Origin of the sequence: Paenibacillus sp. MCAF9, from assembly GCF_052114265.1 — a bacterium.
GTDB lineage: Bacteria > Bacillota > Bacilli > Paenibacillales > Paenibacillaceae > Pristimantibacillus.
Window position 1 is genome coordinate 1 of sequence record NZ_JBFREL010000031.1, and the last position, 26,117, is coordinate 26,117.

Genomic DNA, 26,117 nt, shown 5'->3' on the forward strand with positions numbered 1-26,117 from the left:
TCCTATTTATCAGTCTTGCATCAAAAAAATAAACGGCACAGGGCTTTTCCCATGCCGTTTCAGATTCACTTTCTATTTACGATCTTGTCTCGGAGATTAACTTAATGACATTGGCCACGTGGCAGCCCTTTTAGTCTTCAACTATCGTTTCCCGTTAGTTTAATGAACCATGCTGAAATGATCCTTGTGCGATCTTCGAGTTAAGAACATGCAGTGACCGGTCATGTCGGCAGCCGCGTTTTTCCATTCTATCCCTCGACCCTATACCATAGTTCACAATATTCGTAGCCATCAACGCTTGTACCATACATTTCGAAGTTGCCGCCATCTAAAATCGTAAATGTTGATGTTTGCAGCCATTCCGAAAATATCCGATTCTTCAAAGACCGCAAATCATACTTGCCGCTGCCATTCCCATCATGTAAAGTTGAAAATACTGCCCACGTGGATGGCGGAACATCAACAACTGTATATCCATTCACCTTGCTATCGACCGCTTTGTAACACCCAATCAGATAAGGGAACGTCGTATTGTTTGTGAATTTATAGGAATCGAATGAGAAGACAGCTCCAAGTTCCTTGCTGAAACTGCCTTCGTCTCTCCAATCCCCGCTAACCGACTGGGATAAACGGTCCAACTCACCATTACTGCTGATGGTTTGCCAAACATCGGGGATCGATATGCCCTCCTCATTTGCAATAGTGTCGTAGTGGTAGATATCCTCCAGCCCATAAACTTGAAAAGCATCCCGTTTTTCAATCCGATAATTCATTCCAACAACTCCCTTTAATATGATTTGAAAGGAGATGCGAGGAAAGGCTCTTAACTCACTTTCAGCATTTCGCGCTAATGTAGGCGTCATTCCATGTAGATTTTGAAATGCTCGTGAGAATGATTCAGGTGTTTCATATCTGTACTTCAAGGCAATATCCGTCACAGTGTTTTTTCTGTTCTTTAAATCAAATGCAGCAAGCGTCAGCCTTCTGCGCCTGATATATTCGGACAATGGGACATCAAGTACAAATGAAAACATGCGTTGAAATTGGTAAACTGAACATAAGGCGATTTTAGCGATTTGGTCGTAATCAATATCTTGTTCTAAGTTGTCTTCGATATAGCTGACAGCTCGATTCATTCGCTCTAGCCAATCCACGGCAATCCCTCCTTTCGTAAGAAGCATATCATCCGGTAGTTTATGTCGCCTGACTTTCCGTGCAAGATAATATCAGGTGGTAATCATCCGAATACAGAAGTCCTGTTTCCTAAATTGATTCCAGTCTTTATTAGTTTGAAGCGTCAAGTAATATTTTTCCACTCGATTTTCCCCTGTCATTAAGTCTGTCTTAAATCCTATCATATAACCACTTTTTTAATAGCCTCGTATTACGGTATTCGTGAAGGTATTAAAACTAACCTGCCTGTTAGCGTAGCGAAGGGCTGCCATATTGCAGCCCTTCAGGGGTGGAACTATCATTCCCCTTTAGCTTAACAGGACCGAGAGCCGAATGGCCCGAAGCGTGAATATGGTGTTAGCTGATGGATACGCCTTTCATAATTTTATTTTTGCGTATCTTTCAGCTAACAGTGTATTTACGAACTTAACGAAAATTATCAATTTTGAAGTATTCGCGAAGTTATTGAACAATTCTGTCCGTTAGTGTAATGAAGCAGCCAATCATTGTGGTCGGCTGCTTCCGTTTTTTTATAAAACAAACGTTCCCCGATAGCTTAAACCTCGGACCTATCAAATAAATACTTTATAATTGAATCTGCACATTCTTCTGAGGAATTTATGTGTGTATTGACAGTACAATTGTATTGTATATCTTTGGCCATAATATTATTTTGCCACTCAGATTGGTCTTCGGTTCTATCTCCACGTTCAATATTTCTTTGGCGACAAATGTCTAAAGGACAAAAAACTTCGACAATATAGAAAGGATACCCCGCAAATATATCCTTAACTTTTTCATAATGCGGTTTTAATTCGGGTCTTTCAACCAAAATTCCGTCTATTAGTACATTCTTACCATGGTCAGAAAATAGTTTAGCAGTATGATACATCATAATAATTGCATCACTTAAATATTTCCAATAATCTTCACGGAGATAGTTATCGCCTATTGTATTCTCAAAAAGGTCATTTGCAACAACATAAAAAAATTCATCTGATTTTAACTGTATAGCATCTACTATAGATGTTTTCCCAGCACTAGTTACACCATTTAGAAATACGATTTTCCCTTTTTTCATCTTAATATGCCTCTCTTATTCATGATCATCAAAAAAGAATACTATGGTGACGGTGATTTCCTGATTAGTATAACATTTGCACCAAAACGTGGTGATGTAAAGAACTGTTATAATTAATCCTGCCCGTTATTTTTATAAAAGACATGCTCTTAATATGAATAAAAAATCAAAAAACCCGACCTCACGAGGTCGGGTTTCTTCATGGTATTGGTGGAGGCGAGGGGATTTGAACTGTTGTACGCTTCTTATCGACTTGAATCACCATATATCCCTGTACTTCGAAAGTCTTTATTCTATATGCATCGCTGGGTGCTACCTTCTTAAGATGTGTTACTTATCGTTAACCCGTATTAACCATAATTTCGGTCGAGGTCTATGCCGCGACTACATAAATCGGACGGGATTTCTCGGAAAGTAGACGATTTGTTAAACAACGTTATATATGCTTGTTTAGCACATGCATTGAAGTAACGATGATTTGCCACTTCGCTGTCTCCGATTTCACAACATTAGTATCAGTGTATCCATAAAGACATCTACAATGTGTGTCATTGACTTTCAGTATGTGACAATGCTGTTATTACATCTTCAAAATTACTCATGGCTACGTGTTTTTCCCCAAGTCTATTTTAAGTGTTAAGTGATGATTGGAGGAATATGGCGACTAGCTCCCTATGTACAAATATAAATGATTTTAGAACACAGTTATTCTGCTACAATTTCTGTATGAAAAACACTCATGTCGAGGGGGGCAAATAGATGGAGAAACATTTTTTAAGCAGCCGACCAACGCCAAGCACAGAGTATAAGTATTTCGAATTGAAAGGAAGTATAGGCTCAGTCATTATTGAACTTTATGAGACGAACAAAAAGAAAGTAAAGGATAAAGTGGTTGAACCTGCGGAGAAGACGGTGCTCGTTGAGAAAGTTGATGTTGGTGACGGAAAAGGAATGACTCGATATGAAAACCAAAAGTTTAGCGTAAAAAATTTCAAAGAATTTTTGATACTGAAAATTGGTGAGCCTTATCAGAATGAAAGCAGAACCGCATTCTTTGAAGAACTGTACTATTCAACGCCTGAAGTTGTGATGCATGAAGAAGGTGAAATAGAGGTCAATATTCCGGATGGTCCGACAGATGGATATACCGTTTCCAAGAGACGCAAGGAACAACCGGCTTTACGTGCAATGCTGATGAGGGATGCTCCTAATCATCATTGTGTACTATGTGGAAATCTGTTTCCTAATGAATTGCTTATTACGGCGCACATAAAAAAGCGAAAGCATGCAACAGAGGACGAACGAAAAAAATTATCCATCGTCGTACCCATGTGCAAATTGGGCTGTGATGCTTTGTTTGAGGATGGTTGGGTTGGAGTAATGGATAGGCGTGTAGTTCGAATTCGTACAGAAAAGAGCACACAGCATCTTGAAATGGCGATTCAAAACGTAGTAGAAAAAGAATGTAGGAACGTAAACGAAATATCAGCTAAGTTTTATGATTGGCATCGGAATTACCATGTACACAGGATATTATTAAAGAAATCCTAATGGTTAGATTTCTTAAAATATAATACTAGCTAGGAACATTACCATTAATCGCTCTTGGCAATAGCAACTACTCTTTGAATGAGATTTCAATAACACACCAAAAACAAAAGACCCTGAACAAATTCTAACGGGTTCCGTTTTCGGGTGCAAAAATTAATTTGACGCAAGTTTTGGCGATGGATTTAACACAAAATTCAACAGAAAAGGATGGCATATTGCCATCCTTTTTGCCTGTGAATGAAAGGCAGCTAATTCAACTATTCGTACCGTTAACATAAAAGTTTCGTAATTGTTCTTCTGTTTCAGATTTTAGTTCCTTCAGCTTTGACAGCATGAATTGTTCCTCTTTGGATAGGTATGAATCAGAATCAGAATTGATTTTACTAAATAATTCATCAATTTTTTTTGTTATAACTCCCAAACATATATTAGCAGCCTCATCGTAACCTTCATCAAATGCTCCATTCATTCGTTTAATATCTGATTCCCTTAACCCATTTCTTGTATTATCGAAGATTTCTCCTATTAACCCTCTCATTATCGTTCTCCAATCTATATTTTAAAATGTAATGATATTAAACAGTATAACGCCAATCCAACTTCAAGGGAATATTTACCTATTCTGCCCAGTTAGCGCAACGAGACATGCCAAAAAATTGTCACCGAAATTGGCAGTAAAATTGACAGTCAATTGATCCAGTCAATAAATCTATTGGCAGCTAAAATTTGAATATCAATTCGCTGTCAATTTACTTAAGAATATAGCTAAAACCCAGTAAATTCAACAAAAATGGAGCACCAAACCGTTGCCAGTTTCCGCTCCATTTTCCATGTCATTTTCTGTTTTGCACCTCAAAACGGAACCCGTTAAACAAATTCAGAGTCTTTTCTAATTGGTTTATCTCATTAACGCATTAGCCATTACATTTGCTGGCGTTTTTGGAGTTTCACTCAGTTTATGTTTGTAAATTCTCCTTGTAGTTTCAATGGTTGAGTGACCCAGCAATTCAGAAATTATATCAATTCGTACTCCTTCATCAAACAAAATGCTGCAGTACGTATGCCTTAAGTCATGAAACCGAATTGGTGGAAATTCATGTTTTCTAAGGAAGACCTTAAACTGGTCAGAAAGAGTATTAACTCGGTATGGCTTTCCATCATCTCTTGTCCAGACGTAATCGGAGTCATGGTAGTCCTTACCGAGAAGCCCTTTAAAATATCCCTGTCTATCCTTATGCTTTAATAAGACTTCAAGTAATCTGTCTTCAATACCCAACCCCCGTTTACTTTCCTCAGATTTCGGGTCTTTTTCGATTACACGCTTTCCCGCACTTGTTCGAACTTTTTCAATATTTAAAACCATTCTATTTAAATCAACAAACTTCCACTTCAGCCCAGCTATTTCCGACCTACGAAGACCAAGAAAAACCCCAAGATACACTGGAAGCTCAAGATTTGTATTTACGACTGCATCCAGCAGTGTATTGAGCTGTTCCCTGGTATATGATTTACCTTTAAATTTTTTTTTAATCTTTGGCAGACTGACTGCCGTTGCAACATTACGATATACCAATTCTTGTTCTGTTGCAAATTTCAATGCATTACTAATTACAGCATGATGCTTATGAACCGTAATAGGGGAAAGTTTCTTTTCATCCATTAAGTATTTATTGTAATATCGTTGAATATGTGGTGTAAGTAAATCACGCAGCTTTATGTTACCAAAGTAGGGAACAAAGTGATTACGTATTATATTGCTATACCCGTAAATTGTTGTTTCCTCACATCTATACTTAACATAGTTTTCTAACCAATGTTCCATAAATTCAGCAGTTGTCATGTCTTTCAACTGGACAATCATGTTCCTTTGTTTATTGTATTTAAATTCATTTAAGTATTCCTCTGCTTCTTTTAGAGTATCAAACGTTTTATAATCTCGCTCCCTTTTCCCTTTCTCATTCATACCCAACTCCAATGTAACCCTGTGCTTCTTACCGATTTTTAGAATGCTTCCCGCCATTTTATTTTAGTCTCCTTCATTATCTTTGTTGGTTTCGCTCATACACATCCAGTCAAGAACATGTATGAGCTGAGTGATTTAATCCTTGATTGGCTCACCGAATGCCATTACATCAATCCATCTGGAAAGTGATTCCTCTGGAATACGGATTTGTTTTCCAATCCTGATTGCCGGCAATCCTTCCCGCACCAAACCGTACATTGTATTTTTTCCGACCTTTAAAAAGGCTCTTGCCTCATCAATTGTGAGCAATCTTTGTGTGTTTGCCATGTCTATTGACCCTCCGTGTGTTTTCGATAATCCGTTATGTAATCATTTATTTCTTTATGTCCCCGTCCACGTTTTAAAAATGGGGGTGATATGTGATTTTGTAAACCAAGTATATCCCCTACCAATCTAGCAGTCAATACTATTATACGCATTTTTTTGTTATCCATACTGTTTTTACATACTTTTGTACTCATTATTGTTGATTTAGTGTGAGTGATATAATATACTGTCTGTAGAAGGAGTTGAGTTGAATGGACCATTTAGCAACAAACATAAGGAATCTTCGAAAAGAAAAAGGACTGACCATAAAGGAACTTTCAGCTAAAGCACAAATTAGCGAACCTGCCCTAGCAAAGATTGAGTTGGGGAAACAAGACCCAACATGGGGGGTAATAAAAAAAATTAGTAATGCTTTGGATATACCTGTCTCGGAATTAGTTCGGTCCCCAGAATCCTTGGAGTTTAACCATAAGCTGTTCTCAATAATCAGACTATCCCCTGAAACCGACAATGAAGCATACATATTGACTGGTACATCGCAAAGCACACAAGGTGTAGAGGTTAAATGGGGCTACCTTGTTGTGTACACAGAATCAACGGTGGAATTATCGGAAAATTTCTTCATTAAATCTAATGGAAATATTAAAGACCCCACCGATTTCTTTAAGAACCATCTACAATTTTTTTTATTACCTCAACGTTTAAAAGTTGAATATAGTCCATTTGATATCGAAGGGAAGTATGAAAACCTGAAAGACCACGGTGTTCATTGGGACTGGAATACCTTTATCGAATTTATCGAATATTGTGTAGAGCAATCGAAAATATAATGGGATGGGTAGTTTAATGTGCAACTACTGTTATCGCAATCACCAGTGTACTAAGTATAGGAGGCTAAATATGTTATTTAAAAAAGCCCATATCGAAGTAAAACAAGGGATTCGTGAGCACATGCTGGAGGAAGAAAGGAAACACAAGGAGGCTTTAGGGGAGCTTGGTAAAATTCAAATGCGAGGAAATGGGCGAGAAAGCCAGCAAAATGATTCTCGACAAACTAAGAAAGAGTCTTAAACAAGCATCAAAGGAGCTGATTTCGATGGAAGAGCACGAAAAGCGAGACTGGGAAGAAGCTTACAATGGCGCGGAGAAGATGTTGATATTGGCTGCAATTCACTTAGAGACTATCCGAAAGAAGAAGTTAACCGGTATAGAAGCGGAATTACGACGAGAACTAGCAGAAAAAATAAGAAAAATGTCTGTTCATTTGTTGGACTATGATGCTTCAAATTAAAGCTAACGCGCCATACTTTCAAACGGATTTCAATGTCAGGGCAATTAATCCTTAGAGGTTCAGATTATTCTTTGTCAACTTATCTAGATTATTAGCCTAAACAGAATGATTTTTCTGTTTCGCTCACCTTATTACTCTCCACTCCATACCGTTCACAAGCTTTCGTTTTCACTAGTTAGAATTGCAGACTTGTTCGTCGTTATCTGAGCACATAAGATAAGCAGCCATTGAGCTGCTTTTTTTTAATTTATATAACATAGTGAATACTTCGTTCACACCTGGTTACCACATTGTTATAACAATGTATATACAAAAACCACTTGATTATAAAAGTTTAAAAATCTGAAATCAAAGATATTAACTACGTTCACTAAAATGTTCATACTATGTATATACACTGTTACTACATATAGTGTGTTCTTTTGAGATATAAACAATATATTGATTTATATAATGTTTTTGGTTAGAATAACTTGAATTAATCCTATCGAAGGGAGGTTATCTAAAGTTGACTATCAAGGACATATTTATAGAATGCGGGCGAATCGAAGATTACAATATACATAAAGACGCATTGAATTGCTGGAATTGGTGGAATCATTCAAGTGATTTAGAAAAACCTGTACAGGCAAAGGCAATTAAAAAGACACTGGAATACTCTGATGGGGACGTTTTCGACCTTTCACAATTTAAGTCAGCTTCAATATTATTGTGTGAATTCAATTGGAACTCTCGAAAACAAACTTATGTATTGAAGTAAATGCAGTAGTTCTCTACGCAAAAATGTTTGAATATATATAGGAATTAACATTATATTTTATCTCTAAATCACCAATTCATAAGAAGAGCAGAATTGGGTTTATTGCTCCCACCCCTACACACTGTCAATACTCCTACTTTTCTTACGAAGACATCGCCCCTTGATTTTTTATGCTGTTGTCTGGATTCAATCCCCTTCGGGAGAAACATCAAAACCCCCAAAGGGCATATCTCTATCTAAAAGCAGTGGTACTGCCCGTCCGTTTGCTCATTCCGAGTAACTTCGAGCATTGAGCAAGTTCTTTGTATGTTTTTGACTTTGCGAGAGAAATCACTGCTTTTGGGAAGGTTTTAATGTTTTGTTCATTTGAATGGCAAGAAAGAGCCAAAGCCAAGGTGAATTCGACTGTTTTCTAAATGGTCTAAGGGTTTGGGAAGCAACCATTTTTTATGGAAGTCTTTCTGCTTTCATTTTTGTGCTATTTTCTAAAGGACTTGAGCGATTGTACTTTTGTTTTTAGGGTTTTGCGAGAAGAAGGTTTTAGGTAGCCGGGGTTCATCCCGGTTGCCGTTCAGTGGGTTTAAAGTTAATGAATATTAGTTCGATAAATTAGAGGACTGAAACCCAAATAATTTAGTGTTTAAGTATGTCCACTGGTTGTGGAACATTTAGTGCAGAATTTTAGGTTCGTATTTAGTGAACTTGTAATATATATATGCTCACATGCACTTCATTGAATATAAACCCTAATGATACAAAAAAACTTAGAAGATTAAGAGTAAATATTAAGAAGAGACATAGGCGGTATTTTCCCAAAACATTGATGTTACAAGGCTTTTTGGCGGATTATTCACTCGGAAAATACGATTCAAAAACAGGGGGTAAATCGGAAAATACGATTTAAAAATTAGACCAACACGGAAAATACGATTCAAAATACTAAAAAAAAGACAGGCAATTTATAAATTGCTGTCTTTTTAAAACGATTAAACTTTCTTCTTTGTTGAAGATTTTTTTTTCACAATGGGTGATTTCTTTTTTTTGCTTTCTACTACCTGTTTTCTCACTTCAGAATAAGATGGTTCAGTCTGGTCAAATATGTACTCCAAACTCACTGCGAACTCACAGTTAAAATTATTTCTAGTCAACAAACCAGGGTTGACAAAAAATTTTGACTTCCTTCCCATACCATCTTTTAACATGATTCTCGCAGCTTCAAATTCGAGATAATATCTATCAACCACAGCTTTGCTCTTCCCTGCTATTTGGGTCAAATCATATATATTTAAGCATTCGTTTGCGAATAAAGTTTTTTGTTCTATGTTTTTAAAATAAGTGTAGTTCTTGTCTTTTCTTAAATCAAGATTCGGATTATTTGTTATATAGTGCGATTGAAAATGAATTTTGGGTAACAATTTATATAGAAAACCTCTTGCTTCAATTGATAGAAATTCAATGTGTTTCTTTGCCTTAGTTTTGAAAACACGAGTAAACGGAGTTTTAGTGTTTGGAAAAGTCCCCATACAGATGTACTCGGGATTGATTGTATAAACGTTTGCAGAAATCTTTTTTCTCTTGCCTTTATCTTTACCAAAAGTGATAGGAACCTCTATTTTTTGTCTCGTCCAGGAGAGAATTTTATACTCTATCGCTTCGTCTAAGTACGACTTGGAGGTCTTGTCGTCTACCCCTAAAATATCATCAATATCTTGTTTGGTGACCGGTTCTCCATTAATCATTAATATGCCATCACCGTGGATATTTAAATATAACATTAACGTCATAATAGCTCCGGCTGTCTGAATGGAAATTTCGCTGAGTGCTTCATTCTCTTTGTGAAAGGAAGCGACCCAATGAGCTGTTGGTTCAAAAAAATCGTTCTTCTGTTGAAACTTTCGTTTGGCAGCTTCAATTGCTTTTTTCGAACGATTATACTCAGTTTCCAAGTCCGAAGTCAGTAAAAGTTTAATCTCCCCTGTATAAATATTTACAACTTCAAATTTATTGTTCTTTATTGCTATTATTCTGTATGGTACGTCATCTTTGGTTATAATTAGGTCCTGCTCAATTTTAGTTTCATTCTTCAATTTTAATTCCCCCAATAAAATAAAAAATTCAGGGGATTAATACATTCTCTGATAAAGGATTTTTATTAACTTACAATAATATAAAAATAGAGGTTCACTGTTAATGACGATATTCCGTTAGCATTAATCCCGGCAGGTACTGGTACAACAGGACCTGTCTTTTTTTTGTATATTACACACTTAAATATTTCTAGTTTGCTGCTTAACTCCTTTTTCGTCTTGAGATTTTCATCATTAATAAGACTCTCTACTCGTCCACTAAATAACAATCTGCGCTGTTGCCATCACACATCACAATCACCCCATTTTATTAGAAATTTAGTTGTATTTCGGTGCTTTCTTTGTTCTATCTCGCATCCACTCCTGGCATTCTTTAATTTGTGAGTGTCTCATTTCTGCTGTACAGGTCTTATCTATATTTTCAAAGACGAGAACACAGTAGATTTGCCCGTCTCTTGGTTCACAGCTGGTTCCCATTTTTACTTTGCTGGGAGGGTAGTAGCCTGACTTGCTCAGATAATTCGTTATAGCGGCGGCTTTGTTAGTGTCTGTGTACAGGAAGTACAGAATGCCGTCTCCTTTGCCCCTCTTGTTGCCCTGCATGATGCCATTTGCATCATCTTCTAAATACTGCGGTGTCTGGTAACTCAATACCTGCAATGCTTGCGCTGATGCCGACTGCGCCTCTCTTGGCGATGCAGCATCTGTAACCAGAATGATTCCTAATGTAATGACCAATCCCATCGTAAAGCATAATATCAATTTTTTAAACAACATCACTCTCACCTCCTAAAATTAACCCCACCAATGAGTGAATTCATTCGTCGTTAATAAAATAACGCAATACAGTTTCTTACCTGTCGATGCACAACCTACTCCGACTGCTTTGTACTTTAAGTCGTTCGCCTTGCCCCCTGAGTCAATGTTCATGTCGTCAAAGATTTCTTTTGCAGTCGTTAATTCATCAATAGAATCCGTCCAGTAACTCCCATTTCACTGTTCTTTTCTTTTAATTCTGTGTTGAATGTTCCGACGCTCTTGTCTGAATCCGCTTTTGCCATAACTGTTGCCTGTCGTTTTGCCTGACTCTCTAAGTCACTGCGCTTCTTGCGATTAAGCATGATGTATAAAATGTCCTCTGCTTCCTCTACGTCAATAACAACAGCTGTAGGAGTTGTTACTGGAGCTTGCTCTTGTTTTACCATGCCCGTGCCATTTGTTTTTTGTGCCAACGGCTCGTTCGCCATCACTACAAATGTATAAACAAACAACGCAGATAGAATACAAGCTATTGTAATTAATAATGTCTTTTTCATCAGTATCACCTCTCTTCTAAAATTAGACATAGCTTTGAAGCAGAGCCGGAAGCTCTGCCTGTTTTTTAAGTCATGAAACATAATTCAAAAGTTATAAAACAAAATTCAATAATGTCAAGAAATTAGGCTGACCGCTCTACTTAGCGGATAAGCAGATTTTTGCACTGATGATACGGCGACTCGACATGGAGCCTCTGTGTGATTTACCAATTTCATTGTTTCGATTTTGAACACCATTTATAATCACTGCTTATTTTGTAAAGTAGGAAAGTTCGTCTTTAACTAAAACATAATGATGGAATTTTCTATAGGCGACCGTCATATACTATCAGGAAGAACGCATTTTCAATGAATAATCTCTTCTGAAATGACTATATTCATAGAAGAGAGCAGTGCATCAATTTGTCTGTTGCTGGAAGTTATGAAAATAGGGAACGAGAATCAGTTATTGAAAAAAAGTTCCTGCTTATACTGATTCGAGGAGGTGGTTAATTTGATTGTTTAATACAGTACCTACAACAGCATAGAGAGAGGAGGAAGCATAAATGGACTTATTTCTTCTGCTAATTAACGAAGCAATCTCCTTTCTGACGAACACAGAGAACATTGAACTCATCACGAGTTACTTAGAACTCTTCGTCGTAGCGAGAGCCGTGAAGAAACCAAAAGAAAAGACCCCCGACAATAAATCGAGAGTCGATTCTAAAAATGAAGATAACCCAGCTTAGGACGGGCTGCAACCCAATGTACTAAGCTAGAGAAGCCTTCGAACATGCCGGTTCGGGGCTTCTTTTATTATACTCGGTTATTCTGGTTGYGGGCATACCTGATTTTTCCTAAAAGTCTTCTAGCATATGCAATCAATCGCAAAATCATGATTGTTTCTTTCTAAATCCGCCCTGCAAAATCCTCTAGGCACTATGTTTAAAACACCGAAAATTCCATACACTTGCTGTTGCAACAGACACCCATTTCCAATCTACTCAGATGCATCCCGCATTGTAACTTTAGTTTGGAAACAATAAGAACTGCAGCTTAGTTGGATGAACGCTTTAGTGGTAAAACCGTCAAATTGTTGGTACTTCCACCCTGAGGAATATAGTTGTTTTTCTACAGTCGGAAATAATTCTCTATTCTCGGAATTACAGCAGTCGATAAAATCAGTGTACTAAGAGATAGATTTTAGTGTCTAATTAAACACGTTTCAAGCAATACAGACCTTTTCGGTTATATTTCTACATAATCAGGTAACCTCAAAAGCTCTTTGATTACTTCGTACATTGCTTCACCTTCTGCAATAAATATAAGGCTATGTTAAATTATGATGTTGATTTTTGAACATAAGAAAACCACCTTCACAAAGGCGGTTCATTGAGCTATCGTTTCTCCGTCAGTTCCATGAAATGATTGATTATTGATTAATCAGGTTTTTCCTGAATAGATTATAAAACTATTTCTTGTAACCATGCGCTCTCAATCCACAATCATTTGGGTCTTTGCATACCAATTTTAGTTCCTTAGTCTCTTTCTCACCGTCGTCAAGAATCACATATCTATACTCGAGCTCTTTTTCTTTTTTGTTTCCGCATGCAAAACATTGTTCAGCCATTTTATACATGCCCCTATTCTATTTATTTAAAAAATACATAATAAGCTCAATGAACCGCCTTTATTTTAGCATATATCATATTGATTGTTTGCACTTAATTATTATATCTTATGCTACTAAACTGCCCAGTTAGCTTAATGGGAAAATCAACAATACAGTTTAACAAAGCCAAATATAAAAAAAAGCCCCTGGGGGATGCTTTCCCTCCAAGTGCTCTGTCGCTTTGCCGATGCTTTTGGTCCAGTTTATTTTACCACGTTAATAGAAAAATGGAAAGTGAAGATTTTATCGTTTACCAACCTTTTTACGTTCGAATTCAATTGTTTCTTTAATCAAATAGAATTGCTCGAGCACGTCGTTTCGGAAGTGACCACTATCCAAACTGGCGAGAAATACGGCATTTTCATAATGATGAAGTGCCCTGTCTCCGGATTTTCTATTTTTATTGATTCGTTCGACAGCTTTCTCGTATTTCTTTTTCACTTTCTCATCTAGTAATCGCTCATCTAAGTGTTTCTGCTGCTCCGCAGCATCTAGTTTATTGTAGAAACTGAACCTTTCATTTACGAACGTTTTCCGTGCTGTGTGGAAACTTGCAGTTATGTGGATTTCTGTAGTTCTGTATTTCGTTTCTCCATTTTTATCTCTATGTTTATAGGAAACCGTTTCTGTTCGATTTAAGCCAGCTCGTTCGCCGGCGGTCGTAACGATTTCACTTAGTTTTCGCATCGCACTACCATTGCTCATCGCATTTCGCTTGTCGCCATTTTTATAAAGACGAATGAGCTTTTCACTGGAGCTTTTTCCTTCAGCAAGACTTTCCAAATACTTCAGAGTTTCTTCTGGCAGCGGCACATTTCGCGTTAGACCGCCTTTACTTTTTTCAAACTTCACTGAGCCAGCAAAATTTACAGTCCCATCTGAATTTATATTCTCTACCTTTAGATTAATGATGTCTTTTAATCTTGCGCCAGTCAACATTGCTATTTTATAAGCATAATAAGCAGCTTCTGCATGTTGCGACCGAGAATCCTGAATTTTCTCCAATAATTTTTCACTAATTTTCAAATTCGCCGACAACGTATGCGTAAAGGAACCGGACCGACGAATATGGTTATAATCTAGGACTCTTTTTACTTCATCTTTTCTCACGCATTCAATCTCGCTCTTGAAAGTGTTGGTTTTTATTGTGGCATGCCGAAAAAATTCAAGAGCGGCACGTTCCTGCTTAATCGAGAAAGCAACTCCAAGATTTCCATCTTTCCATTTTTCTACTGCTTCATCGACATACTTCATAAAGAATTCTGGCTTCCACTTTGTTACATCGGAAATATTAAAATCTCGACTGATTTTTTCAGCGTACTCCAGGATGATTCGTTCATAGGTATTATAGCTCCCGTCAGAAAGTCTTCCTTTTCCGTCTTTGACAGTTACGTTTTGATTTCGAGCAGCTCTAAAGACTGTCTCGATTTTTTTCTTGCTTTTTTCAAGTTTGCTCATCAAACACCTCCATTTAAATTAACGTTCGGGTTTCTCCGGACTGGATTTGCCCGGAGAAACCATTCTTTCAAATCTTTTAAAATGAATGCTCTATACTTGGTCTGTCGACCAAGCTATGCCCTCTGCCCACAAGGGGCAGTGAACACTTCTTTTCTCTTTGTTTCCAAAAGATTAAAACCATATGGGGCAGTACAAAAATCCCTTTCCTCCCCAGATTTTTTTCAAAACTTCAGAAACTGGTTATATGACAGTTTGAGAAAACCACTCAAACGGTCATATAACCGTTTCTAAAGCATGCTCATTCGCTTCGCTCTTTCACACTAAAGTCAAAGGCACGTTGCTCGCTTCGCTTCCTCAGTGCCGGCAACAGCCGTCACCTCGTTCGCGTAGCTGCGCTACGTAAACCATCGCACCTTCGCGCTCCGCCGCGTGCTCCACATCGCCCCCGGCGATGCTCCACACGCGTCGTTTCACGACGCTGCGCATTTGAATTCCATATCGCCCTCGGCGATACTCCATTCAAATGAAAGCCTTTAATTCAAAAGACCAAAGCCAATGAAACCTTCTTTACATGAATTTGTTCCATGATGTTAGCCGCTCACATGGATTGCTGTTGCGAATGTCCGTAGACGCAAATCACACCCCGATTATTTGATTTGCCGTTTCGTACGGCGGGGAAGAAGCAGTAAACTTCCGCTAACGTCATGTAAATCAGGTAAATCTGAAAATCAGGTTTAAATCTTTAATTCTTAAAAATCGACTTTCTACTCAACTTCCGTCTCATTCCACCAGGTACGCATACTGACCATTAATCGGTTTCTTCTGCGGTTTGGTCCTTACCTCGGCTTCCTAAAACTTCGCTATTCTAATCTCAACTACTCCTCTACTCTTTCCAATCTAATCCCGTCTCGATTCAGCATTTCAGGTACAAAGTTTCCCTAAAAAGGTCCGCTTTGTTTTAGTTCATCGACCTTTCCTGGTTGAATTCTCTTAGCTCTTTTTTTCTTTCCCGATGTGTTTCCGGGGTTCAATCACTCCAATTCATAGTTAAAATTTGTTCTTTGTCATGCACCAACAGAGTCGTCTGTTGTAAAATGCTCTCCTTCCGGATTGCACCTGAAGCTACTTTTCTTTTTCCATAACAGTTCCCTGTTGTGGTTACAATCGTTGTGTCGACCGATTGTTTAATAGTAAGGATAAAGCGATTCAATGCTAGGTTGTGCTCCGTAATCAAATACAGAACACCTTGTTTCTAATGTCCTATATTATTCTTTTTTGAAACATTGATTTATTGCATTCGTGCAATGAAATTTTCTATTGAAGGAAACTTCAATACTTTACTTGACCGTCGGGTCTCATAAAAATTGGTTGTTATTTTCCAATTTCAATTGTAAACCGAAAATAAAAAAGTGGTAAAAAATTTCCCCAAAATGGGTCGATTTTTACCACTTCATTTCTCTTAATGCATTTTAGATTCCACAAATCGGCGATGTTTATCTACTATATCGAGTTCTGAATATTTTTCTTCGCTGTATTTATCTTTTCTTCGCTCAATTTCAGCAAAATTTGGATATAGGGTTCCTGGCTTCGAATCGTCTATAAAAAAGCCTCGCGGAGCTTTGCTCTTTTCGTTTTTGAATGGGTTTTCGAGTCCTGGAGTAAATGCATGGATGATTTTATCCATCAATTCTTTGTGCGCATCTTCGATATTGCTATCGTTTAAGTACAACGGTAAATCCAAGTCCTGAAGCGTGCTTATTTCTGAGGTATCAGGAGACATTTTTTTTGCTTTTTCTATTCTCTCTCCGAGCAAATTCCCAAATTCAATAATCTCTTCTGTAAAATATCTTTTTCTTTCTATTAATTTCTCGTATTCTTCGAAAATGATTCCGGATGCAATTAATTTTGCCATCCAACCGAGTTCAGCTTCTTCATTGAAGAATTGAAGCAGCCTCTTGTAGTAATGAACTACACTTTCTATTTTGTTGTCTGGGCGTGACGTTGCAACCAAAGAAGCCTCGTCGAATTGCAGGTAATAATCCCTCAAAATAACCTTGCTCCGTTGAACAAGGCGTGGAATCACATGGTTAAATCGGATGTCGAAAACCTCTTTTTTATCGTCTTTTTTGCTTTCAGGATTTACTTGAACATAAATCCCGTTTTCGTAATCGAACATGTAATATTCCTCGTGAGGTTTTCCAATTCGTTCAACGCTATCGTGTAAAACGTTATTTCGATTCCTGATTATTTTGCATGAAGTAGCAACCATTTTTATCACACCGAGTGGATATCGAACAATTTCAATCATAAGCTTGTCGAAGCCCCCACCATCAACGATTCGCTTCTCGTTCTTCGTGAAGGCTACATATTTTCGTTCATCGTATTCTGGAAAAGTGAATATATGTTTTTCAAGGTCCTGTTTACAAAATTTTGCGACGTTTTTCCAATCATAGAGCTGCACGTACTCATCTTTTAAAATATCTTTTCTTTTTTCAAGTCTTTTTATTTCCTCCTCGTCCAATGTCGAAGCATCTATCTTCTGAACAATCTCTTTTTCTTCTTCTAACAAAACGTCCACATCGACGAATTTTTCTTTAAATTCCGGTGTTTCTTTGTAGATTTGATAAAGTTGTTTCATCAACTCTTCATCGTTTAATGATAATAAATCGGTAAACATATTCCTATCCATATAATCACGCTCCTTAAAAAGCAAAAAAACTCCCGGGTCCGGAAGCATAGAAAGGGTCGTTATTCAGTTCCTCTTGTTTAACCCTGCCTCCCGGCGCGTATCATCCTTCCGCCAAGTCGGATGATTGATTTCTTGAGGAAATCTTTCTTATTATAATACAGCTTTCGTTTTATAGATAAAAAAAGACCCTTTATTTTCGCAGAGTGTCTCGACTTATAATAAACCGTTCGCCATTCTATAAAAAGCCAAGTCACACAACGCTCCTTTATCACCGGTGAGTGCTTGCATCTCAAGCCACCGTTCCAGAAAGTTGCCCGGCTTATTGTTAGCGGGATTCTTAGTGGGGTCTAGTTCATATTTCATGAACCCATAAAGTCTTTCTAAATCAAAATGCTTCACCAGTCCGAATATTTTCATTATAATTTTCCGACATGCTACTTCGGCACCTGGTTCCTGGAATATCAGATTGTTATCCAATTCAAACAGCAGTTTCAAGCGATGCTTTTTAAATTCTTCTTCGATACCGGCGGCGATAAATATCTGTTCCAAATCTTCAATCGTCATCGTCCGTCTCCGTATTCAAAACTCCCTTGCTGGACCCCCACGATTCCATTGGTATACCGTTTTGGGCAGACAATCTAGTGAATACATCCCATAGTGACTCATCTGGACTAGGTTCTCCCCATCCCTTTCCTGGCTTTTTCCCGTGTCGGATTTCGAATTGAGCACCCACCTCATCATTAACCGTGAAACGATACAACAACACTCTCATACCTCCTTCTTCGTCATTTTATCGAATTTATTGTTTGTGAAATGAGATTATCCAGTTCGGTTTTTACGATAATTTCATTGTCCAATAAAAACTGTTTCACAATTTCAATATGACGTTCTAAAGGTTTCTTCGGAACAAAAATGGTCGCCCGAGTGGGCGGATGTTCGAAACTAATCACTTTATCCATTTCAATTTCTTCGAATGATAACTTTTTCAAAAGAGATTCGATTTGTCGGAACGTCAAGTTGTTCTGACCTGCGCGTACCTGCCGGATGCATTGTTGTATGAATTTCTTTTTTTCAGGAGAGGCTTTCAGATTCCCTTTCATCTTCTCGGCGATTTTTTTAGACGTTTCTTGACCCAATTCTCTTCCGCTTAACCTAATTTGAATCACCCTTCCTAGCCAACATTTTAGCGGATTCTAAAAAATCTGCGTGTGATATTTCGCCGCGTGCTTTAAGCCGAACTAAGTCCATTTGAGCTTCACTTAATGGACCACATTCCATTTCTACACTAGCTTTGGCGCTCTCAAATCGTCTCTGTTCTTCATGCCTACGCTGAATGTCGTTCACAACTTCCCGGGCACGCCGTAAGACCTTCTGAGTCCTTTCCGTCTGTGCTTGATTCATTTCTCGGATTAATACATATGTCGGCTTGCGTTTATTCTCCGACATACAACACCTCCATCACATAAGAGATATCACACAAACAAAAATGCCGCCTATTTTCATAATTGGCTGTGTTGCTTTTAAGATAACCCGCAGCTCGTCATTCTCTTCGGTTTTAACGAGTCGAGGAATAGTAAAAAAACCGCAGATACACAATGCAACGCCGAACAAGTAGATACTCCAATCACTCATTTGCCGGCATCCTCTGGTTGGTTATTTGCACCGGCATTTGCAATTTGGGCTTTCAAATCTTCAATCTTCCCCATGACCTCCATAATTTCCGCTTCTCGTCTTTGTTTGTTCTGCTCAATCCATTGTTTGACGGTTAGTTTCAATACATTCACCTCTGGAGTAATGCGTTAAGTATGAATTTCTCTGTGTTTTCGGCGGCTGGCGAACCGTGAACTACTTTACTTCCAAATCTCGAATCTTTGGTAATATTGCTCGAACAGTTCCGACACAGCGCGTAAATGTAGGCTCTTTTGTTCTCCGGCACTACAAAACCACTTATGCTACCGACTTTTTGAACGGTATTGTTCGACACCTTGAAACTTTCCTGGCATCGAGGGCACGTGTCGTTGTGATAATCGAAGAAATCTTTAATCACCACAGCATCCGGATGACTTTTCTTAAACGCTTCTCCAATTTGACGTGACGCCATAATGATTTTCACGTCGTAGTTTAATGGCTTCTTCATTTCTATTCGACTCCTTAGTATCATCTTCTACTATCTACAAATGAATGTTTTGATGTGCCAATTAACTTCGGACCGTGGTTAGGTACTGACCTTTCGCACCGTATGCACATAAATGACCTGTATATATTTTTCTCATTAGAAAAATTTACCTCATTTGTTTTTCGCGGCAACCATGCAACAACACTGTTTCATTAGATGCTCTAGACTAACCTCCATTTGGTTCATCGTTTTTTTTGTTCGGTTCTCATCGTTCACTTCTCTTTTCAGGAGCAGACAGCTATCGTGCTGCTCTTCCTCATGCTTCATGAATTCTTTCAAACCAACTTTAGCCTCTTGATGCGCCTTTTCGAATATCAGCATTCTTATCACCACTATCAGTGTCGGCTTATTCGTTCATGGTTCTATTTTACCACTTTTAACCTATTTAGAGCGGTAATAATGCAAGTCTCAGGTGCCTGAATTCCGGCAACCTATCGACTTCTTTACGGTCAATCTCCTCAAGCACGAACGGTCTGAGTACAAGAAAGATTTTGTACCGATTTTGATAAAAAGCCGGCTCAGGACGCCTATGATGCCATATCGTGATGTGTTCTTGCGATATCTGGGCACCTGAATGCACGCAGACAAGCAAATCGAATCCAAAGGTGGTGAAAGGAGGCAACTTCAATGAAGCAGAACAGTTAAATCCCATCATCAACATGTCCTCGATGTAGTTAATACCTGATTTCGTGGCAATTAGACGATACATCACACCGGCTAGTTCGACCTCAACATTGTTCATGGCATTCTCCGTATTCTTGGGGGATTGTACCAATTATACAGAACACATGTTTGTGTTTTCAACTTTTTTTCTGATACTCCTGTGATTTGGTGGCAACAAAAAACGCCCACAGATACGCGGGCGTTACATTGCTGCATCAATAGCACAGACTTCCTCTAATCGTTATTTTTTGTTCTCGACAACATATTTCTACTTCCTCTTCACTTCTTTTCCGTCCAATTCGGACAGAATGTCATCTAACTGTGCTACGTTGGTTGTAGCGTACTTTTTATAACCGGATTTGGTATATCTTTTGATTTCATACGCCTCATTATTGAATGAAACGACTTCATAAACAACTTGCGTTTCTCGCTGTTTCTCAATGTGCTTAGTCCAGATATTTTCTTTCATTGCGGCTATGCGCATCAATTTTCGTTCTTCTTCTAAATCGTTTTTTTATTGCGTGAAGAGGCGATGTATTTAACCCTCCATCGCAGTTCCTTTTTTAGTCTGTTCGTATTCTTTTACAATTTTATAAAACGTGTTTTTCTTCAGTGACAACATACCCATAAACGCCACAGCAATTAGGTCTCCACTTTCCCACACTTTATAAAATTTATTGAAATTCCTTCGTTGTTCCTTAGTAAGCGAATCCATTTCAATTTTTGGTCTTCCGAATGTTTGCCCTCTTAAACGCGCAGCATTGTACCCTTCCTTTTGCCGGGTCAGCATTTTTTTTCGCTCCTCTGAAGCTACGTAAGACAGCAACGATAAGAATTGGTCTTCCATAACCTTTCCGAAGTCGCCCATCGCTTTGAATTTTCTACTATCGAACAAACTTTCTTGCTCAAGAACGACGATATCAGCATTGAGTTCGCGAGTTATATACTTCCATTCATTTATAATGCCATCGTAATCTCTACCTAATCGGTCTAATGCATCCAGGAATAGCACGTCGCCTTCCTCGATGACCCTCCTCACGGTTTCGTATTCTTTTCTATCGAAATTCTTCCCGGAAGCCTTATCACAAAAGATATGATTCGGCTTAATTCCAAGCTCCAACATTTTAATCCGCTGCCGGTCTTCATGTTGGTGCTTATCCGATATCCGAATGTACCCGTACCAAGTCATAATTCATCCTCTCCCCTTTCTATTTTTCATCACCGTTTGTAAAACCCCTTCCTATTTTATAAACGCTATTTCTCTTTTTTTCAATTAAATTTGACCACTATTTCATTATCCTCGGAAAGCATGCTTTTATAAACACTGAAAACAAACTTAATAGGTCTTTGATTTAATCTAAGTATAAATCCATTTAAATAAAAAGACTCCCAGTGCGTACGCAACTGAGAGTCATCCTGAATACCACCTTTATTATATCATTCCAGTGTAACTTGAAAGAGCTTTAGCTTGGCAATCCGTTAAGGATATCTTCTGTCATTTTTCTTATTGACTCATTGTCAGCATATTCAATAACATATATCTCCCCATCATTAACAGCTCTCTTTAACCCTGAACTTATGACAAGCGTAATTTTAGGGGCAACTGTTTCTCTACTATACCAATCTTCAAAATCTTTAACATAGCCCATTACTTTGTACAAACTTGCCCTAAAGTATTCGGAGGAAGCGTTAGTATATTTAACTTCTACGAAGTGTACCCACTTTGACCCATCATGCCCCTCCCATGATAAAGATATATCAGGCATGCGCATTTTTAGAGTAACACCCAACTTATCCAATAAAGACTTATAAACTGTACTATCAATAAAGGGGGGCAAATTATACAATGATAACGATAAGTTTCCTTTCGGTAATTCCCAGGTTATCAGATAGTCTGAATTTGATGAAAATAAGCCGTATTTCCTAATCACCGTAGGTAACTGTGAATTTATACTCAATATTATATTAACGGCTACTGCCATCTCCATTAAATCTTCTTCCTTAATTCTCTCTAAATATGACTGTATTATACTTTCTTCTAAAGTCCCCTCATCTTTCTGGATAATCATAAATTCGTAAAATCTGTATAACTCACTAAGATTGACGTAATGTTCATTCCGGCTACTTTCCACTACATCCAACAACTTTTGATTAATCACTTGTGGTGCCATAACGTTTTCTAGATATGGGGATTGAAGAGTCTTTTTCACTTGATAACTTGAAAATGTAATATAATCCTTGAATTTTAATGATTCGTTAGCTAGCACATCCGTATTATCTATTTCATCCAATTCAATTTTTGTTTCAATCAGCAATTTATTTAATGCGTTAAGTAAAAAGACTAGTAACTTGTTATGAGGCAATTCAAAGGTCTTATTTCGTATCTTAGTTGAGTATATCGGCATTTGTAAGGAACCTTGTGTTAATCTTAATGAAATAGTTTTCCCCCAGTTGATTGGACCCCTTACAACACCAGATGTCACTTCCTCCTCTAAATTACTGCTCTTAGCAAGTTTTTGCCTGAGTTCTGGTAATGACCTTATGAAACTCACAACACGCGGATTTATTAAAAACTGTATATGAAATAAAGTAGGTCTTAGTTTTGCATCTATTTCTGATAGATTAAAACGCTGGGATGTTATCATCCCTAAGACTAGATAGCTACTAGGATATGTGTTTAGTAATAAGAAATCCCTAATCTTTTGTAGAAAGACGTCCCTATTTTGCATTTTTTTCACACATCCAATGCCTTTACTTTAGAGAATTACCTAAATTATTCGCCCTCTGCATTGCTTGCATTTACTTCTTCCTCTGGAGCCGGGGTAGCTTCTGACTTAATTGTTATCCCTTCACCTAGAGCTTGTATTGCTTCTTCATTTAATTCGACTTTTGGTGAAACTAATTCTTCTTGCGCTACTGTCACACCTTCTACAGCGGTTGCTGTACCCTCTACCGGCTCAACTGCTGTATCCAATGAAACTGGTGCTGCTACCTCCTCTTTTAGCGAGAAAACAAGATTCTCTTCGTTAAATACATAATCAGGTATTGCAACAGTAATTATATTTGCTATTTCTCTTTTTACATTCTTATTTAACCCTTCAAATTGTGGGGTAAGGAATATTTCAACTGCTTCTTTTAAATATTCAGATGTCTGGGAGGAAGCTTGAGGACATCTCTGAGCAATATACATTGCCATATCGAGAAAAATAGATGGACCAATTTCTCTGTGTTTGGTAATAGAAAACAACTTCTTCATTCCATTATCTAAGTTACAATTAGGGACCACTTTTGAAACAATTTTAGATAATTCATCAACTGAAGGAAGAGGAATTTTAACGACTGCAAAGCGCCTTAAAAAGGCGTATGAAATTTCAAAAAGCGATAGTTTATCAAAATCATTCATCGTTCCGATTAAACGCCAATTCGGATGAACATAAATTACGTCATCTGATGTATTTCCGGTCCCAGGAGTAATTCTAATATTGACTCCCATTTGGCTCTTAAATGGGAGCACGACTTCATGGTCACTTAGTACGGAAAAAAAAGGTCCTATCGCTTTATCAATATCAGCTCGGTTAATTTCATCAATAATTAGCCATTCGCGCCTCTTAATTGCCCGCGTTATAATACCTTCACTAAATCTCAACTTTCCATTATCATTGAAGTCAGGCAAATACCCCCCAACCGTGTCGAAAGTGCTCCAATCCGAAGTAGCGGTTGAAAATATCCCTCTTTCTAAAGATAGTAGTTGTTCATAGGCAGTCTTGCATATAGCCTGGGCTATTGTCGTTTTACCTGTTCCCGGCGCGCCAGCTAATATAATATGCTTCCCTGAATTTATAGATGCACAAATTTGCGAGATTATGTTGCGTGGTAAGGGGATTTGAAGGTTTTTTTCAAGATTCTCCTCTTTTATTACTGGCACTGAGGGTGCGAGTAGCTTCAATAATTTGCTACGCCTTCCACCACTTAAGAGTGTCATTTAGATATCTCCCCTAACTTTTCTTTCAATACATGCTTTTGAGAAACATCCAAAAAGTCACTCTCCAACAGTTCATCAACGGTTACTTCATTCGTTCTAAACGCTTTCCTTAGTTTTACTTTCTGTGATGTTTCTTGTTGCTCAACGGAATCCACTATCCATATTGCTTTCACTTTGAAATCGAGAGATTTAGCCAGAACAATCAATTCAGACCCTAGTGATAGTTCTGCACTTTCTATGACAACAGTTACAATATCTTCATCATCTTTGAAATTCTCAAGTATAATTATGTTAGTTATATCATCATCTTCCCCATACACTGCAGGAGACTCTTTCACCTCTAATTGAGACGTGGGTTGCTCAAATTTCGGTAGCTCGAATTTTTTAATATCAGGAAACTGTTCCTCATAGTATTTTGAGACATCACTAGCGCTGGATATTAATAGGTTTACTGGAACAAGACTTGCATTATCAGAAACCACGACTAACACCGATTGCAATTCTTGATATGCGTACTCAAAAATCTGCTTAGCAAGTCCGTTTAACGAAACATCTACGTGACAAACAAAAACAATATGTTCTACACCATGCTTAAACTGTTCTGTTACTCTGTTTTGAACTTGCTTCTGCTCTCTTATATAACTTGCTTTCCCAGGGACATTATAATAGTCAGCAAACCATTGTGTTACGAATTTACCTTTTGTACTATCCTGAGATTTTGCGTTCACCAAATATTCTAAGGAATTAATAAAACTATCATATTTTACAGTCTCAGCATCCATCATCCTACCTCCATATGCCTCATATGACTTTCGAGAAGTTCAATAAAGTTTGGGGGGAATCTCAAATTCCCCTCTTTTGCCCTTTTTATAAACCCTCTAGATGCCTTATATGAAAGTGGTTTAGGTTCGTATCTTAAAAACTTATCTATCCCGATTTCAAATCCGCTTACGGGTCTGTCTGAAACATTCGCCTCAAACCTTTCCCCGCCAATTGACCACCCTGCATTAGCCCAAACTTTTGTAGACATATGTGTGTCCGTCGAGTAATCATACGAATTTGGTTCTAAAATTTTATTTGCAATCCACGTGATAACATCAACAGTAACTGCATTGCCAACTAACTTCCATCTTGCAGATGGACGAGAAATTAGCTCCGCAGCTTTTGTCCAATCCGCTTCAAAACCTTGAAGTCTCTCAGCATCCCTTATATCAGGCGTAACAGCAGTACCATCTGGATATAATATTGCCGGAGGCGATGGAATCCCAATTGTAGAACCCGCTTTTATAGGTGGTATTGCATTTTTCGCTAGTCCTACTGCATACTTTCCCTCCGTCCAATAAAACCCCATAGGTACATCAAAAGTATCTACTGTTGGACTAATAGAATTTGAAAAATCATCACTTAGAATTACCGAACGGGGGTCATGGTTTAAGGAGGCAACTATATATACCCGTTTTCTTCTTTGTGGTAAATAAGCAGAAGAATCAATAATACGGTAAGCCCAACTATACCCAAGTTCCTCTAATTGGGTCATGATAGTATTCATTGCTTCCCCAGCTTTAAGCTTTAACATAAAAGCAACATTTTCGATGATTACCCATTCTACAGGACGTTGTCTCAAAATCCTAAATACTTCATTTACTAGTGAGGATTGCCCACCTTCTATACCTTCTTTCTGTCCTACAGAACTTAGATTCTGACATGGGAACCCCGCACAAAGCACATCTACGTTACTCGGAATAGACTCAACTTCTCTTACATCTTGAAGTAATTCCGTCCCAGGGAATTTATCCTTTAATACTTCTCTTGCAACTTTATCCAACTCACACAAAAAAGATGTTTGAAATCCTGCTTTTTTAAAACCTAATTCAAAACCACCTATTCCTGAAAACAAGCCAGCAACGACTAGTTTTTTATCGCTCATAACTGTAAAACCACTCATTAGC

The 26,117-nt window shown here is 37.9% G+C and carries 28 protein-coding genes; 5 read left to right on the plus strand and 23 right to left on the minus strand.

Annotated features, from left to right (window positions below; all coding sequences use genetic code 11):
- Positions 1-248 precede the first annotated feature (248 nt).
- Together AB4Z45_RS27595 and AB4Z45_RS27600 are read right to left on the minus strand one after the other, a co-directional pair.
- A complete protein-coding gene (locus tag AB4Z45_RS27595) occupies positions 249-1,154 on the minus strand; it encodes an AraC family transcriptional regulator (RefSeq protein WP_441912682.1) in 906 nt (301 codons plus the stop codon).
- 575 nt (positions 1,155-1,729) lie between these two features.
- Complete coding sequence (locus AB4Z45_RS27600) at positions 1,730-2,254, minus strand: phosphotransferase-like protein (protein WP_441912683.1); 525 nt, start codon at positions 2,252-2,254, stop codon at positions 1,730-1,732.
- A gap of 759 nt (positions 2,255-3,013) precedes the next feature.
- Here AB4Z45_RS27600 and AB4Z45_RS27605 point away from each other — a divergent pair.
- Positions 3,014-3,805, plus strand: coding sequence for a hypothetical protein (locus AB4Z45_RS27605; RefSeq protein ID WP_441912684.1), 792 nt, complete (start codon positions 3,014-3,016; stop codon positions 3,803-3,805).
- Positions 3,806-4,058: 253 nt separating this feature from the next.
- Here AB4Z45_RS27605 and AB4Z45_RS27610 read toward each other — a convergent pair whose 3' ends face one another.
- The 3 genes from AB4Z45_RS27610 to AB4Z45_RS27620 form a co-directional block, all read right to left on the minus strand.
- Positions 4,059-4,343 carry a hypothetical protein gene (locus tag AB4Z45_RS27610; RefSeq protein WP_441912685.1) on the minus strand — a complete coding sequence of 95 codons (285 nt, stop codon included), beginning with the start codon at positions 4,341-4,343 and terminating at the stop codon, positions 4,059-4,061.
- 360 nt (positions 4,344-4,703) lie between these two features.
- Positions 4,704-5,825, minus strand: a complete 1,122-nt coding sequence (locus tag AB4Z45_RS27615; RefSeq protein ID WP_441912686.1) for a tyrosine-type recombinase/integrase — start codon at positions 5,823-5,825, stop codon at positions 4,704-4,706.
- A gap of 78 nt (positions 5,826-5,903) precedes the next feature.
- Entirely contained in the window at positions 5,904-6,095 is a 192-nt protein-coding gene (locus AB4Z45_RS27620; RefSeq protein ID WP_441912687.1) for a helix-turn-helix domain-containing protein, read from the minus strand.
- A gap of 251 nt (positions 6,096-6,346) precedes the next feature.
- On the opposite strand from AB4Z45_RS27620, the gene AB4Z45_RS27625 reads away from it, so the two are divergent.
- The 3 genes from AB4Z45_RS27625 to AB4Z45_RS27635 all read left to right on the plus strand — a co-directional run bounded on the left by AB4Z45_RS27625 (position 6,347) and on the right by AB4Z45_RS27635 (position 7,386).
- Entirely contained in the window at positions 6,347-6,925 is a 579-nt protein-coding gene (locus tag AB4Z45_RS27625; protein ID WP_441912688.1) for a helix-turn-helix domain-containing protein, read from the plus strand.
- A gap of 70 nt (positions 6,926-6,995) precedes the next feature.
- Positions 6,996-7,166 carry a hypothetical protein gene (locus tag AB4Z45_RS27630; protein ID WP_441912689.1) on the plus strand — a complete coding sequence of 57 codons (171 nt, stop codon included), beginning with the start codon at positions 6,996-6,998 and terminating at the stop codon, positions 7,164-7,166.
- A 25-nt stretch (positions 7,167-7,191) separates the two neighbouring features.
- Positions 7,192-7,386, plus strand: coding sequence for a hypothetical protein (locus AB4Z45_RS27635; protein ID WP_441912690.1), 195 nt, complete (start codon positions 7,192-7,194; stop codon positions 7,384-7,386).
- A gap of 1,746 nt (positions 7,387-9,132) precedes the next feature.
- Here the strand turns inward: AB4Z45_RS27635 and AB4Z45_RS27640 are convergent.
- From AB4Z45_RS27640 to AB4Z45_RS27650, 3 genes are all read right to left on the minus strand, one after another.
- Complete coding sequence (locus AB4Z45_RS27640; protein ID WP_441912691.1) at positions 9,133-10,233, minus strand: hypothetical protein; 1,101 nt, start codon at positions 10,231-10,233, stop codon at positions 9,133-9,135.
- 318 nt (positions 10,234-10,551) lie between these two features.
- Positions 10,552-11,010, minus strand: a complete 459-nt coding sequence (locus AB4Z45_RS27645; protein ID WP_441912692.1) for a hypothetical protein — start codon at positions 11,008-11,010, stop codon at positions 10,552-10,554.
- A 179-nt stretch (positions 11,011-11,189) separates the two neighbouring features.
- Positions 11,190-11,549 carry a hypothetical protein gene (locus AB4Z45_RS27650; RefSeq protein ID WP_441912693.1) on the minus strand — a complete coding sequence of 120 codons (360 nt, stop codon included), beginning with the start codon at positions 11,547-11,549 and terminating at the stop codon, positions 11,190-11,192.
- Between the two features lie 545 nt (positions 11,550-12,094).
- On the opposite strand from AB4Z45_RS27650, the gene AB4Z45_RS27655 reads away from it, so the two are divergent.
- Positions 12,095-12,277, plus strand: coding sequence for a hypothetical protein (locus AB4Z45_RS27655; protein WP_441912694.1), 183 nt, complete (start codon positions 12,095-12,097; stop codon positions 12,275-12,277).
- 1,166 nt (positions 12,278-13,443) lie between these two features.
- On the opposite strand, the gene AB4Z45_RS27660 is transcribed toward AB4Z45_RS27655, so the two are convergent.
- The 15 genes from AB4Z45_RS27660 to AB4Z45_RS27730 all read right to left on the minus strand — a co-directional run bounded on the left by AB4Z45_RS27660 (position 13,444) and on the right by AB4Z45_RS27730 (position 26,113).
- Positions 13,444-14,658 (minus strand): tyrosine-type recombinase/integrase, encoded by a 1,215-nt coding sequence (locus tag AB4Z45_RS27660; RefSeq protein WP_441912695.1) that lies wholly within the window; start codon positions 14,656-14,658, stop codon positions 13,444-13,446.
- Between the two features lie 1,459 nt (positions 14,659-16,117).
- Positions 16,118-17,347 carry a hypothetical protein gene (locus AB4Z45_RS27665; protein WP_441912696.1) on the minus strand — a complete coding sequence of 410 codons (1,230 nt, stop codon included), beginning with the start codon at positions 17,345-17,347 and terminating at the stop codon, positions 16,118-16,120.
- A gap of 213 nt (positions 17,348-17,560) precedes the next feature.
- Positions 17,561-17,911 (minus strand): hypothetical protein, encoded by a 351-nt coding sequence (locus tag AB4Z45_RS27670; RefSeq protein WP_441912697.1) that lies wholly within the window; start codon positions 17,909-17,911, stop codon positions 17,561-17,563.
- A complete protein-coding gene (locus AB4Z45_RS27675; RefSeq protein WP_441912698.1) occupies positions 17,901-18,113 on the minus strand; it encodes a hypothetical protein in 213 nt (70 codons plus the stop codon). Before AB4Z45_RS27675 ends, AB4Z45_RS27670 begins: the two co-directional genes overlap by 11 nt.
- A gap of 19 nt (positions 18,114-18,132) precedes the next feature.
- Positions 18,133-18,483 carry a hypothetical protein gene (locus AB4Z45_RS27680; RefSeq protein ID WP_441912699.1) on the minus strand — a complete coding sequence of 117 codons (351 nt, stop codon included), beginning with the start codon at positions 18,481-18,483 and terminating at the stop codon, positions 18,133-18,135.
- A 16-nt stretch (positions 18,484-18,499) separates the two neighbouring features.
- The gene (locus AB4Z45_RS27685) at positions 18,500-18,793 is read right to left on the minus strand and encodes a hypothetical protein (RefSeq protein ID WP_441912700.1); all 294 of its coding nucleotides are present in this window, start codon (positions 18,791-18,793) and stop codon (positions 18,500-18,502) included.
- Between the two features lie 12 nt (positions 18,794-18,805).
- Positions 18,806-18,979, minus strand: a complete 174-nt coding sequence (locus AB4Z45_RS27690; RefSeq protein WP_441912701.1) for a hypothetical protein — start codon at positions 18,977-18,979, stop codon at positions 18,806-18,808.
- Positions 18,976-19,122, minus strand: a complete 147-nt coding sequence (locus tag AB4Z45_RS27695) for a hypothetical protein (RefSeq protein WP_441912702.1) — start codon at positions 19,120-19,122, stop codon at positions 18,976-18,978. Before AB4Z45_RS27695 ends, AB4Z45_RS27690 begins: the two co-directional genes overlap by 4 nt.
- A gap of 5 nt (positions 19,123-19,127) precedes the next feature.
- Positions 19,128-19,484, minus strand: a complete 357-nt coding sequence (locus AB4Z45_RS27700; RefSeq protein WP_441912703.1) for a hypothetical protein — start codon at positions 19,482-19,484, stop codon at positions 19,128-19,130.
- Positions 19,485-19,908: 424 nt separating this feature from the next.
- Positions 19,909-20,265 carry a hypothetical protein gene (locus AB4Z45_RS27705; protein ID WP_441912704.1) on the minus strand — a complete coding sequence of 119 codons (357 nt, stop codon included), beginning with the start codon at positions 20,263-20,265 and terminating at the stop codon, positions 19,909-19,911.
- A 459-nt stretch (positions 20,266-20,724) separates the two neighbouring features.
- Entirely contained in the window at positions 20,725-21,378 is a 654-nt protein-coding gene (locus AB4Z45_RS27710) for a recombinase family protein (protein ID WP_441912724.1), read from the minus strand.
- A gap of 271 nt (positions 21,379-21,649) precedes the next feature.
- Positions 21,650-22,924, minus strand: coding sequence for a hypothetical protein (locus tag AB4Z45_RS27715; RefSeq protein ID WP_441912705.1), 1,275 nt, complete (start codon positions 22,922-22,924; stop codon positions 21,650-21,652).
- Positions 22,925-22,959: 35 nt separating this feature from the next.
- The gene (locus AB4Z45_RS27720; RefSeq protein ID WP_441912706.1) at positions 22,960-24,168 is read right to left on the minus strand and encodes an AAA family ATPase; all 1,209 of its coding nucleotides are present in this window, start codon (positions 24,166-24,168) and stop codon (positions 22,960-22,962) included.
- A complete protein-coding gene (locus AB4Z45_RS27725) occupies positions 24,165-24,953 on the minus strand; it encodes a hypothetical protein (protein WP_441912707.1) in 789 nt (262 codons plus the stop codon). Before AB4Z45_RS27725 ends, AB4Z45_RS27720 begins: the two co-directional genes overlap by 4 nt.
- Complete coding sequence (locus AB4Z45_RS27730; RefSeq protein WP_441912708.1) at positions 24,950-26,113, minus strand: DNA cytosine methyltransferase; 1,164 nt, start codon at positions 26,111-26,113, stop codon at positions 24,950-24,952. Before AB4Z45_RS27730 ends, AB4Z45_RS27725 begins: the two co-directional genes overlap by 4 nt.
- Positions 26,114-26,117 lie beyond the last annotated feature (4 nt).

Bases quoted from the DNA above. Each gene is read 5' to 3' on its own strand.
- AB4Z45_RS27600 (WP_441912683.1), bottom strand. From the start codon at position 2,254: ATGAAAAAAGGGAAAATCGTATTTCTAAATGGTGTAACTAGTGCTGGG.
- AB4Z45_RS27605 (WP_441912684.1), top strand. From the start codon at position 3,014: ATGGAGAAACATTTTTTAAGCAGCCGACCAACGCCAAGCACAGAGTAT.
- AB4Z45_RS27610 (WP_441912685.1), bottom strand. From the start codon at position 4,343: ATGAGAGGGTTAATAGGAGAAATCTTCGATAATACAAGAAATGGGTTA.
- AB4Z45_RS27615 (WP_441912686.1), bottom strand. From the start codon at position 5,825: ATGGCGGGAAGCATTCTAAAAATCGGTAAGAAGCACAGGGTTACATTG.
- AB4Z45_RS27620 (WP_441912687.1), bottom strand. From the start codon at position 6,095: ATGGCAAACACACAAAGATTGCTCACAATTGATGAGGCAAGAGCCTTT.
- AB4Z45_RS27625 (WP_441912688.1), top strand. From the start codon at position 6,347: ATGGACCATTTAGCAACAAACATAAGGAATCTTCGAAAAGAAAAAGGA.
- AB4Z45_RS27630 (WP_441912689.1), top strand. From the start codon at position 6,996: ATGTTATTTAAAAAAGCCCATATCGAAGTAAAACAAGGGATTCGTGAG.
- AB4Z45_RS27635 (WP_441912690.1), top strand. From the start codon at position 7,192: ATGGAAGAGCACGAAAAGCGAGACTGGGAAGAAGCTTACAATGGCGCG.
- AB4Z45_RS27645 (WP_441912692.1), bottom strand. From the start codon at position 11,010: ATGTTGTTTAAAAAATTGATATTATGCTTTACGATGGGATTGGTCATT.
- AB4Z45_RS27650 (WP_441912693.1), bottom strand. From the start codon at position 11,549: ATGAAAAAGACATTATTAATTACAATAGCTTGTATTCTATCTGCGTTG.
- AB4Z45_RS27655 (WP_441912694.1), top strand. From the start codon at position 12,095: ATGGACTTATTTCTTCTGCTAATTAACGAAGCAATCTCCTTTCTGACG.
- AB4Z45_RS27660 (WP_441912695.1), bottom strand. From the start codon at position 14,658: ATGAGCAAACTTGAAAAAAGCAAGAAAAAAATCGAGACAGTCTTTAGA.
- AB4Z45_RS27665 (WP_441912696.1), bottom strand. From the start codon at position 17,347: ATGGATAGGAATATGTTTACCGATTTATTATCATTAAACGATGAAGAG.
- AB4Z45_RS27670 (WP_441912697.1), bottom strand. From the start codon at position 17,911: ATGACGATTGAAGATTTGGAACAGATATTTATCGCCGCCGGTATCGAA.
- AB4Z45_RS27685 (WP_441912700.1), bottom strand. From the start codon at position 18,793: ATGTCGGAGAATAAACGCAAGCCGACATATGTATTAATCCGAGAAATG.
- AB4Z45_RS27690 (WP_441912701.1), bottom strand. From the start codon at position 18,979: ATGAGTGATTGGAGTATCTACTTGTTCGGCGTTGCATTGTGTATCTGC.
- AB4Z45_RS27700 (WP_441912703.1), bottom strand. From the start codon at position 19,484: ATGAAGAAGCCATTAAACTACGACGTGAAAATCATTATGGCGTCACGT.
- AB4Z45_RS27705 (WP_441912704.1), bottom strand. From the start codon at position 20,265: ATGAACAATGTTGAGGTCGAACTAGCCGGTGTGATGTATCGTCTAATT.
- AB4Z45_RS27720 (WP_441912706.1), bottom strand. From the start codon at position 24,168: ATGACACTCTTAAGTGGTGGAAGGCGTAGCAAATTATTGAAGCTACTC.
- AB4Z45_RS27725 (WP_441912707.1), bottom strand. From the start codon at position 24,953: ATGATGGATGCTGAGACTGTAAAATATGATAGTTTTATTAATTCCTTA.
- AB4Z45_RS27730 (WP_441912708.1), bottom strand. From the start codon at position 26,113: ATGAGTGGTTTTACAGTTATGAGCGATAAAAAACTAGTCGTTGCTGGC.